Consider the following 9338-nt stretch of genomic DNA (forward strand, 5'->3'; position numbering starts at 1 on the left):
CCCGGCCGGCCGCGCAGTGCAGCACCACGGCGCCGCGGGCCGAGGCTGCCGCGAGCTCGCGGAAGACGCCCACCAGCTTGTCCGGGAACAGCCGCGCGTTCTCCGGGTAGTGGGCCGGATCGTTGAGGTAGGGGCCGGTCACGGCGGTAAAGCGCGGATCGCCCGGCTCCTCCGTGGGCGCGGAAACCACCACCATCCCGGACCAGGCTGCCCCGCCCACCACGGGGTCGGTGTCCCGGCGCCGCGCCTCCTCCTCGTTGCGGAGGTCAATCACCGTGCGGATGCCGTCGTCGTACGCCTGCCGCCAGCCCGATTCGGTGAGCCACTCGCGCCTGCCCATGCGGTAGACGCCGCCGGCCACGTGCCAGGCGTTGACAGCACCGTCCCAGTCCATGGGCCTGCCCGGTTTCTTCATCCGCACAGCTAATCACACCGGCCACAGGAGGTGCACGTCACAGCCAGGTAGTACGGTGGCTCGTACTTGCCTTCTTCCACCCGTTCAAGGAGAGCCACTTGGGAAATATCACCGTACGACGCCGTCGCTCGGCTTTTGCAGCAGGCCTCGCCACCCTCGCCATGGCGGCAGGGCTGGCCACCGTGCCTGCACAGGCTGCGGACAAGACCAAGTACATTGCGCTGGGAGACTCCTTCGCCGCCGGGCAGGGAGCCGGGCCGTACCTTGATGACTGCTATCGCAGTGACAACACGTATTCAGAGCTCGCCGACGGGTCCAAGGCGATCAAACTGATGGTCAACGAGGCGTGCAGCGGGAAGACAACCCGGGATGTGGTGGACTCCCAACTTGGGCGGCTTAACAAGAGCACCGAACTGGTGACCATCACCGCCGGCGGCAACAACCTCGGCTTCGGCGCCATCATCACCTATTGCGGCGTGGCCTTGGCAGGTGTGACCCCGGGCACGGAGTGTGGCGCTGCCACCGCCGATGCCTCCGCCCAGCTCGGGAGCGGGCAGCTGTACCGCGACGTGGTCTCGATGATCGAGAGCGTGCAGGCCGCCGCGCCCAATGCCCGGATTGTTGTGACCGGCTACCCCTACCTCCTCGACCCCATCCCGGCGGGGCAGACTTCTGCCGCAGCGCTGTTCATCTACCAGGCCACCCAGTTGGCTGACGACCTGAACGGGGCGATCGCCGCTGCCGCGGGCAGCACCGGCGCGACCTACGTTGACGTGCGGTCCGCGTTCCTCGGCCATGGCGCCCTGTCCCCGGATCCGTGGATCAACCTCGGCGGCCCGGGAAACCCGGATAGCTTCCACCCGAACGCCGAGGGCTATGACGCGTATTACAAGGCCCTGAACGCCGCCGGCGCCTACTCCGCCGGCTAGCAGGGCTGGTCTAGCGGCGCTTTGCCAGCCGGCACTCCAGGCCCGCCCGGACCATGGGCCACTCGTGCTCCAGGATGGAGAACACCACGGTGTCCCTGAGGAGCCCGTCCCGGGTCCTGGAGTGGTTGCGCAGCACGCCGTCCTGTTTGGCGCCCAGCCGGGCGATGGCCTCGCGCGACTGGTGGTTCAGCCAGTGCGTCCGGAACTCCACGGCCGGGCAGCCCAGCGTCTCGAACGCGTGCCGCAGCAGCAGGAGCTTGGAATCGGGGTTGGTCCCGGTTCCCTGGACGGACGCGGCGTTCCAGGTGGAGCCGATCTCCACCCGGGGCGTGCCGGCGTCGATGTTCATGTAGGTGGTCATGCCGATGATCCGGCCGGGCGCGCCGGTGCCGGGGTCGATCAGCCGGGTTGTGAACGGCAGCATGGATCCCTGCTCTTGCAGGTCCAGGCGGCGCCCGATCTCAGCGGCCATTTCCTCGGGGGCCGGGACCGAGGTGTACCAAAGCCGCCACAGCTCGCCGTCCCGTACCGCCTCCACCAGGCCGTCGTGGTGCTCCCTGGACAAAGGTTCCAGGGTTACATACCTGCCCGTGAGGGTAAGGGGTTCTAGGAAAGTCACGGCACCAGCCTAGGTGCAACCACCAGGGCCGGTTACGCTGGGGACAGCATCAGGACGGCGAGCGAGGGAGTTTACGTGTCAGGAACCAATCCGGACCCGGAGGATGACAAGATCACAGGCCTGGAGCCCGGCGGCGGGGTGCCGCCCGGCGAAACGCCTCCCGGTGAAGGGTCGGTGGCAGGCACCCAGGAGCCCCGGCAGAAGGGCTCGGGGAAGGGCCAGCAGATCTTCTGGATGGGCGCCATCGGGGCCGGCGTCCTGCTGTTCCTGCTCTACTTCATCGGCTACATCGTCGGTTTCTTCGACTGACCTGCGTTCCTAGCCGGGCCAGTCGAAAAAGCCCTTGCCGGTTTTCCGTCCCAGTTCGCCCCGGGCCACCTTGTCCTTGAGAATCTGGGGCGGGGCGAACCGCTCGCCCAGGGTGGAGTGCAGGTATTCGGCGATGCCGAGCCGTACGTCCAGCCCCACGATGTCCGTGGTCCTCAGCGGCCCGGTGGGGTGCTTGTAGCCCAGGACCATGGCGTTGTCGATATCCTCGGCGGACGCGACGCCTTCCTCCACCATGCGCATCGCCTCCAGGGCAATAGCCACGCCCAGCCTGGAGGACGCGAACCCCGGGGCGTCATTAACCACGACGGCGGTCTTGCCGAGTGCCTCCACCCACCCCTTCGCGGCGGCAGCGAGCTGGGGCGACGTGCGCTCCCCAAGCACCACCTCGATGAGCGTGGATGCCGGAACAGGATTGAAGAAGTGCAGGCCCAGGAAGTTGTCCGGCCGCTTCAGTTCACCGGCGAGGCCATTCACGGACAGCGATGACGTGTTCGAGGCCAGGTAGGCATCACCGGCAAGCCGCTCCTCGATGCCGCGCAGTGACGTGACTTTCAGGTCCCAGTCCTCCGGCACCGCTTCCACCACCAGCTGGCGGTCAGCGAAGTCGTCGTAATCCACCGTGACTGACAGCCTGGACACCATCTCGTCCAGGTTGGCGTCCGTCATGCCGCGCTCAATACTCTTTGCCGCGGCCGATTCCACGCGCTCACGGGCAGCTTCCGCTGACTGGTCGTCGCGCTCAACCACCAGCACGTCCGCCCCCTTGACCAGGAAGGCGTGGGCGATTCCGGCACCCATGCGGCCGCCGCCCAGGACGCCCACGAAGTGGGGAAGATCAGCGGGCAGGCCGGGGGAAGGTTCGGGTGTGCTCATCGGTTCTGCTCTCCGCTCTCGGCGCCTGCCGTGGTTCCGGCGGTGGCAGCACTGCCGCCGTCGTTCTTGCCGGTTTTCTTGTCGTTTTTCCTGTCCAGGAACTGCTGCATCCGGTCGAATTTGGCCTCGGATTCAAACAGGATCCCTTGTGCCAGCTGGTCAATGACGGGATGCGCTTCCGCAGGGGCGTGGAACACGGACTTGGTGATCCGGACTGCCAGCGGATCCTGCCGGGTGATCCTGTCCGCCAGGCTGTGCGCCGCGTCCATGAGTTCCGGTGCGTCGTGGATTTCGGTGATGAGGTTGACGGCCAGTGCTTCTTCGGCGGTGAGGACCTTTCCCGCCAGGAGGACCTGCTTGGCTACGGGCTCCCCCACCAGTTCCTTCAGCCGCCAGCTGGCACCGGCGGCAGCCAGGATTCCCAGCCCTGTTTCGGGGTTGCCAATGCGGACGCTGGATGTCCCGATCCGGAAATCCGCCGCGTAGGCGAGCTCCGCGCCCCCGCCCAGGCAGTACCCGTCCAGCGCGGCAATGACCGGCATGGGCAGCTTGGCGATGCGGACAAAGATTGTGGAATTGATTCCCTGCAGGGCGTCGTCCCGGCGCCGTTCGCGGAGCTGCGCAATATCGGCGCCGGAGGCGAACACGCCATCCACGCCCGCGATGATCAGCACTTTGGGGTCCTGCTCCAGCGCGGCGCAGACCACGTGCAGCTCGTCCACCATCTGCTGGTCGATGGCGTTGCGCACCTCGGGCCGGTTCAGCAGCACCACCACCCGGTCGGTGCGTTCCTCCACGAGGAGCGTGTGGAACTTCTCGGCGGCCAGGTCCACGGGGCCCGCCATCAGACTTTCTCCAGCAGCATGGCCGTACCCTGGCCCACGCCGATGCACATGGTGGCGAGGCCCCTCCTGGCGTCCTCGCGCTCCATCCGGCCCAAGAGGGTGATCGCGATCCGCGCCCCGCTGGAACCCAGCGGGTGCCCCAGGGAGATCGCGCCGCCGTCGTTGTTCACGATGTCCGGATCCAGGCCAAGGCGCCGGATGCTGGCGAGGGATTGCGTGGCAAAGGCTTCGTTTAGTTCGACGGCGTCCAGGTCACCTGCGCTGAGGCCGCTCCGCTTGAGCACCTTCTGGGTGGCGGGGACCGGGCCGATGCCCATGATCTCCGGCTCGCAGCCGGCAGAGGCGCCGTCGATGATGCGTGCCCGGGGGGTCAACCCGAGCCTTTCGATGGCCGCTTCGGAGGCCACGATGATGGCGGATGCCCCGTCGTTCAGGGTGGAGGAGTTGCCTGCGGTGACCACGGAACCTCCGTGCGTCACGGGCTTCAGTTTGGCGAGGACCTCCATGGTGGTGCCTTCGCGGGGGCCTTCATCCGTGTCCACCACGGTCTCGGATTTGCGGGTCCTGACGGTCACCGGGACGATCTCGTCCTTGAACCGCCCGGCGGCGATGGCGTCCAGGGCGCGCTGGTGGGACCGGACGGCAAAGGCGTCGGCGTCCTCCCGGGAGATGTTGTCCACGCGGGCCACTTCCTCTGCGGTCTCCGGCATGGAGTAGGTCATTTTGCCGTCGCGGGAAAGCTCGCCCTTCTGGAACAGCGGGTTGGCGAACCGCCAGCCGATGGACGTGTCAAAGATGGCGCCCGGCTTTGCGAATGCCGTTGCGGGCTTTTCCTGCACCCAGGGCGCCCGGCTCATGGATTCCACGCCGCCGGCTATCACGATGTCCGCTGCACCCGACTTGATCATGTGGCTGGCCATGATGATGGCGCTCAGCCCTGACGAGCACAGCCTGTTGACGGTGATTCCGGGGATGTGGAGGGGCAGTCCGGCCAGGAGGGTGGCCATCCGGGCCACGTTGCGGTTTTCCTCGCCGGCCCCGTTGGCGTTGCCCAGGATGACCTCGTCGATACTGTCCGGGTCCAGACCCGCCCGGCTGACCGCCTCCCTGAGCACCAGGGCGGCCAGGTCATCGGGACGGACGGAGGAGAGGCTCCCGCCGTATCTGCCCACCGGAGTTCGTACCCCGCCAACAAGGAAAGCCTGCGGACCTGCGGTTGCAGCCATGGAAACACCCTTCACGCGATAAACAGCACTGTCATCAGCGGCCGGCGGATCCCCACTTACCGACCGTTCGTTCTGTAAATAGTACACGGGAGGGTGTGCCGTGGATACGGGAACCCCTCAGCGCACCGACATTCCGGAGGCTCAGAGGACAGTGAGCCCCAGATGCGCTGCCAGCAGGGGCGCCAGGAGGCCAAGCTGGGAGTCGTCAATGACCACGCCGCCAAGGCTGCCGAGTCCGCTGATCCCCCTGAGCTCCGTCCCGCGCAGGTCAAAGTCCTTGAGCCTGGCCCCGCTGAGGTCCAGGGAGCCGATGATGCAGTCCTTCAGGGCCACCCGCGTTCCGGTGGCCGAGCCGAGGTCCAGTTCGTTGATGATGCAGCCGCTGATCACGACGTCGGTGAGCTTGGCGCCACGGAGGTTGAGGAAATCGAGTTTGCCGCCGTCAATGCTGACCGACTGCCAGCCGCTCTCGTACAGTTCGGCAGAACCAAGGCGCGCATTCCGGATCTCAACCTCCCGCCAGGTGGAACGGGCCGCCAGAAGGACCGGCGCGTACAGCTCCTCCAGGATGCAGTCGCGGAAGGTGGAGCCGCGCAACTGCGCTTCATTAAACGCCGCGCCCCGGAACTCACAATCGATGAAATCCGCACCACCCAGGTCCATCCCCTCGGCAGCCACGCGGCTGTACCGCGCGCCGTCGTACCGCCCTCCGCGCTGGAAGTCCGGCTCGGCGACGTCGGTCAGGTTTTCGAGCCGGACGGGGGTCAGGCGCGGTGCCGCGACACCGGGAGGTGCTGCCCGCGGGGTGCGCGCGGCCATTAGATGGATTCCGCCTTGGCCGTTATGTCTGCCAGGTCCTTGCGGAGCGCTTTCCGGGTGGCCGCCATGGCCACCTTGCCGAAGACCGCCATCACGATGCGGGTTGCGGCGGTCGGCTTGTGCATCTTTCCCCCGAACGTCACACTGAGGTCCGTCCCGCCGTCGCGCGGTGCGAGAGTGAACAGCGTGCTGTAGTCGGCGCCGCCCTGGACGGCTTTCACGGTGGTGCTGCGCGGCGGCTCAGCCTCCGCCACCCACATCTCCACCGTCTCGGATTTGCCCATCATCTTCCGGGTCTCCTTCCAGCGCGTTCCCTCGCCATACGGGCCGTCCGTCAACAGCTGGACGGACTCCACCCCGCTCAGCGTGGTGGCCGAGCCGGGAATGTCCGTAATGACGGTCCAGACTTTTTCCGGCGACGCGTGGATGTGCTGGCTGAGGCTGATGCTGTGGTCCATGGGTTCGAGCCTAGCCGCGGACCCCCGCAATCGACAGAACCCCGGCGTCCCTGGGGACTTGAATTAGTAAGCATGCTTCGTGTTAGTGTGAAAACGTTCGATCACCGGAAACGAAAGGAGGCCACCATCATGGGCCTCGGAGACAAGATCAGCAACGCAGCGGAAGACATGGGCGGCAAGGCCAAGGAAGCGGCCGGCAACGCCACGAACAATGACCGGCTGAAGGCCGAAGGCCAGGCGGACCAGGTCAAGGCCGACGCCAAGAAGGTCGGCGAGAGCGTCAAGGACGAGTTCAAGCGCGACTAGTTTTTCCTGCGCCTGTCCGGCTGCGCCGGGCGGCCTGAGACAGGACGGTCCGAAGCAGGACAGCCTGACGCAGGACAGAACGGCGGCGGATCCCACGGGGTCTGCCGCCGTTCTGCTTGTCCGCGGGTATCCCCACCACCACCCTCATCGAGTGCTCCAATACTGCCGTTTTGGGGCGCCATAACGGCAGGTACGCAGCAACCGATGGAGCCGTCACCAGCCGCTGCGGGTCGGGGTGTGCCCCTGCCGGGAATCCTCTGGCATCGTCATTTCGGCGCGCAGCCCCAGGAGCCGGATGGGCCGGCCCGGCTCGATCTTCGCCGCAAGGTCGAGGGCGCGCGCCAGCACTTCCGCGGGGTCCGATGTCTCCGGAATCTTCCGGGCGTACGTCTTGGTCAGGAATGGCGCGTAGCGGACCTTGAGCGTAAGCCCGACCACCGGCCGCCCCTCGGCGGCGACATCCTCCAGGACGTGTGCCGCCAATTCCCTTACTGCACCATCGATCTGCCCGGACCCGGTCAGATCCTGCTGGAAGGTGGTTTCCCGGCTGTGCCCGCGCGCCACCCAGGGTGTGTCATCCACTGTCCGTGAGCCGTCGCCCCGCCCCAACTGCGCGTACCAGGGACCCATCTTCGGGCCGAACTCGGGGACCAGGTCATCTGGATCGGACGCTGCCAGCTCGGCAACCGTCCCGATGCCGAGTTTGGCCAAGCGGGCAGACACCTTCGTCCCCACGCCCCAGAGCTCGATCGTCGGCCGGCTCCCCATGACCTCCAGCCAGTTGCCTTCCGTGAGCCGGAAGACCCCGGCCGGCTTGCCGAACGTCGTGGCCACCTTGGCGCGGACCAGGGTATCGCCGATGCCCACGCTGCAGTGCAGCCGGGTCGCCTCCAGGACGGCGTGCTGCAGACGGCGGGCATAGGCCTCCGGATCTTCCGTCTGGATGCCAACAAAGGCCTCATCCCAGCCAAGCACCTGGACCGTGGCGCCGGGCTGTGAGCGCAGCACCGCCATGACCTTCTCAGACGCCTCAAGGTAGGCCTCGTGATCCACGGGCAGGATCACGGCGTCGGGAACCTTCCGTGCTGCGATGCGCAGCGGCATTCCCGAGCCCACGCCGTAGGCCCTGGCTTCGTAGGACGCCGTGGACACCACTGCCCGCTCGGTGGGATCGCCTCGGCCGCCAACAATCACCGCCTTCCCCGCGAGCTCGGGCCGGCGGAGCACTTCGACGGCTGCGATGAACTGGTCAAGGTCCACATGCAGCACCCACGGTTCGTCCACACGCCCAGTCTGCCCCCGCCGGACGTCCGGCACCACCGTTCCCGGCCCTCCGCCGTCGTAATCGCCGGAACGGTGCCCGCACACTGAACCGCTCCAGCGGCCGGGCAGCCTTCCGGCGTCTGCGGGGCTTTCCACATAACGACGCCGGCGCCTGGCCACCGCGTTTCCCTCACCGGAGGCTGGGTGGATGACACAATTACCCGCACTATTGCCGCAGCTGCCAGCCACTGGAAACCTCTGGCGCACTGACCAACTGCATGCCGGCGGGCTTAACTCGCGGGCCATTCGGCACTTGGTCAAAAGCGGCGGCCTGGTCCGCCTCAGGTACGGCTGCTACATTAGGGCCTCCCTCTGGGAGAAGCAGTCTCCCAGAGTCCGCAGCCTGCAGCTGATCCATGCGCACGCGCACGGGACGCTGACCACATCAACGGGAAACTTCGTTTACAGCCACACCTCAGCCGCCCGCCTGCACGGCCTCTTCCTGTGGAACACGGACGACCTGGTTCATGTCCTGCTCCGGGTGCGGCCCTCCAGCGAGCGCCTTGGGAAGGATGTCCGCGGGCACACCCGGCCGTATGCGGATGCCGAAGCCATAACCCTCGGCCGGTTGAGGGTCACCTCGCTTGAGCGGACAGTGGTGGACTGCGCCCTGATGCTCGAGTACCGGCAGGCGCTGGTGCTGGTGGACCATGCGCTCAGGCTTGGCGCCGATCTCGAGGTCATGAACGCTGCGGCGGACAGCCTTGCGGGCCGCAACGGGGTAAGGAACCTTCGACGGGCGCTCGCCAACGCCGATATCCACGCGGAATCTGCCGGGGAAACCCTCACGCGGGAGCTTTTGGTACGGCTGAAGCTGCCTCTGCCCGAGGCGCAGGTTGAGGTCCACAGCCGCGTGGGCCGGCATCGCCTTGACTTCGCGTGGAGGGAGAAGAAGGTGGCCCTCGAATTCGACGGGAAGGTCAAGTATTTCGACTACGAACCAACCGGCGAAGTCCTCTACCAGGAGCGGCGCCGGGAGAAAGCACTCACTGAAGACGGGTGGCTCTTCGTCCGCGTGGAATGGAAGGACCTGTTCCGGGAGCCCGAGTTCAAGAACCGGATCCTCGCAGCCCTCCGACGCTGAGCCCGGTCCCCACGACGCGACGGCAGCCAAATCGCTGGAACGGCGCCCGGACGCCGGAGCGTTCGGGCGACCGTGCAGCGTTCCGGCGATCGCGGCGGCGGGGGCGGCGGG

Annotated in this window: 12 protein-coding genes; 4 read left to right on the forward strand and 8 right to left on the reverse strand. The window is 66.9% G+C overall.

Features of this window, described 5'->3' with window-relative positions:
- Positions 1-415 (reverse strand): tyrosine-protein phosphatase (locus ACKAE7_RS19780; protein WP_408980090.1); only part of this gene is annotated, 415 nt, incomplete at its 3' end.
- A 98-nt stretch (positions 416-513) separates the two neighbouring features.
- Here ACKAE7_RS19780 and ACKAE7_RS19785 point away from each other — a divergent pair.
- Entirely contained in the window at positions 514-1344 is an 831-nt protein-coding gene (locus ACKAE7_RS19785; protein WP_408980091.1) for an SGNH/GDSL hydrolase family protein, read from the forward strand.
- A gap of 10 nt (positions 1345-1354) precedes the next feature.
- Here the strand turns inward: ACKAE7_RS19785 and ACKAE7_RS19790 are convergent, their stop codons facing one another.
- Positions 1355-1963, reverse strand: a complete 609-nt coding sequence (locus ACKAE7_RS19790; RefSeq protein WP_408980092.1) for a GNAT family N-acetyltransferase — start codon at positions 1961-1963, stop codon at positions 1355-1357.
- 75 nt (positions 1964-2038) lie between these two features.
- Here ACKAE7_RS19790 and ACKAE7_RS19795 point away from each other — a divergent pair, with 75 nt between their 5' ends.
- Positions 2039-2272, forward strand: a complete 234-nt coding sequence (locus tag ACKAE7_RS19795) for a DUF6480 family protein (protein ID WP_174177928.1) — start codon at positions 2039-2041, stop codon at positions 2270-2272.
- Positions 2273-2281: 9 nt separating this feature from the next.
- On the opposite strand, the gene ACKAE7_RS19800 is transcribed toward ACKAE7_RS19795, so the two are convergent.
- The 5 genes from ACKAE7_RS19800 to ACKAE7_RS19820 all read right to left on the reverse strand — a co-directional run bounded on the left by ACKAE7_RS19800 (position 2282) and on the right by ACKAE7_RS19820 (position 6514).
- Positions 2282-3166, reverse strand: coding sequence for a 3-hydroxyacyl-CoA dehydrogenase family protein (locus ACKAE7_RS19800; RefSeq protein WP_408980093.1), 885 nt, complete (start codon positions 3164-3166; stop codon positions 2282-2284).
- Positions 3163-4011, reverse strand: coding sequence for an enoyl-CoA hydratase/isomerase family protein (locus tag ACKAE7_RS19805; RefSeq protein WP_190613241.1), 849 nt, complete (start codon positions 4009-4011; stop codon positions 3163-3165). Before ACKAE7_RS19805 ends, ACKAE7_RS19800 begins: the two co-directional genes overlap by 4 nt.
- Positions 4011-5237 carry a thiolase family protein gene (locus tag ACKAE7_RS19810; RefSeq protein WP_188812661.1) on the reverse strand — a complete coding sequence of 409 codons (1227 nt, stop codon included), beginning with the start codon at positions 5235-5237 and terminating at the stop codon, positions 4011-4013. Before ACKAE7_RS19810 ends, ACKAE7_RS19805 begins: the two co-directional genes overlap by 1 nt.
- A gap of 141 nt (positions 5238-5378) precedes the next feature.
- A complete protein-coding gene (locus tag ACKAE7_RS19815) occupies positions 5379-6056 on the reverse strand; it encodes a pentapeptide repeat-containing protein (RefSeq protein WP_188812659.1) in 678 nt (225 codons plus the stop codon).
- Positions 6056-6514 carry an SRPBCC family protein gene (locus tag ACKAE7_RS19820; RefSeq protein ID WP_408980094.1) on the reverse strand — a complete coding sequence of 153 codons (459 nt, stop codon included), beginning with the start codon at positions 6512-6514 and terminating at the stop codon, positions 6056-6058. The genes ACKAE7_RS19815 and ACKAE7_RS19820 overlap by 1 nt, the downstream gene beginning before the upstream one ends.
- Before the next feature lie 129 nt (positions 6515-6643).
- On the opposite strand from ACKAE7_RS19820, the gene ACKAE7_RS19825 reads away from it, so the two are divergent.
- Positions 6644-6820 carry a CsbD family protein gene (locus tag ACKAE7_RS19825; RefSeq protein WP_066280975.1) on the forward strand — a complete coding sequence of 59 codons (177 nt, stop codon included), beginning with the start codon at positions 6644-6646 and terminating at the stop codon, positions 6818-6820.
- A 213-nt stretch (positions 6821-7033) separates the two neighbouring features.
- Here ACKAE7_RS19825 and ACKAE7_RS19830 read toward each other — a convergent pair whose 3' ends face one another.
- Positions 7034-8089 (reverse strand): DNA polymerase IV, encoded by a 1056-nt coding sequence (locus ACKAE7_RS19830; RefSeq protein ID WP_408980096.1) that lies wholly within the window; start codon positions 8087-8089, stop codon positions 7034-7036.
- 202 nt (positions 8090-8291) lie between these two features.
- Between ACKAE7_RS19830 and ACKAE7_RS19835 the strand changes: the two genes are divergently transcribed.
- Entirely contained in the window at positions 8292-9227 is a 936-nt protein-coding gene (locus tag ACKAE7_RS19835) for a hypothetical protein (RefSeq protein ID WP_408980095.1), read from the forward strand.
- Positions 9228-9338: the final 111 nt, after the last annotated feature.

It is taken from the genome of Pseudarthrobacter sp. NKDBFgelt, assembly GCF_046097905.1.
Classification (GTDB): Bacteria; Actinomycetota; Actinomycetes; order Actinomycetales; family Micrococcaceae; genus Arthrobacter; species Arthrobacter polychromogenes.

Bases quoted from the DNA above. Each gene is read 5' to 3' on its own strand.
- ACKAE7_RS19800 (WP_408980093.1), bottom strand. From the start codon at position 3,166: ATGAGCACACCCGAACCTTCCCCCGGCCTGCCCGCTGATCTTCCCCAC.
- ACKAE7_RS19805 (WP_190613241.1), bottom strand. From the start codon at position 4,011: ATGGCGGGCCCCGTGGACCTGGCCGCCGAGAAGTTCCACACGCTCCTC.
- ACKAE7_RS19810 (WP_188812661.1), bottom strand. From the start codon at position 5,237: ATGGCTGCAACCGCAGGTCCGCAGGCTTTCCTTGTTGGCGGGGTACGA.
- ACKAE7_RS19815 (WP_188812659.1), bottom strand. From the start codon at position 6,056: ATGGCCGCGCGCACCCCGCGGGCAGCACCTCCCGGTGTCGCGGCACCG.
- ACKAE7_RS19820 (WP_408980094.1), bottom strand. From the start codon at position 6,514: ATGGACCACAGCATCAGCCTCAGCCAGCACATCCACGCGTCGCCGGAA.
- ACKAE7_RS19825 (WP_066280975.1), top strand. From the start codon at position 6,644: ATGGGCCTCGGAGACAAGATCAGCAACGCAGCGGAAGACATGGGCGGC.
- ACKAE7_RS19835 (WP_408980095.1), top strand. From the start codon at position 8,292: ATGACACAATTACCCGCACTATTGCCGCAGCTGCCAGCCACTGGAAAC.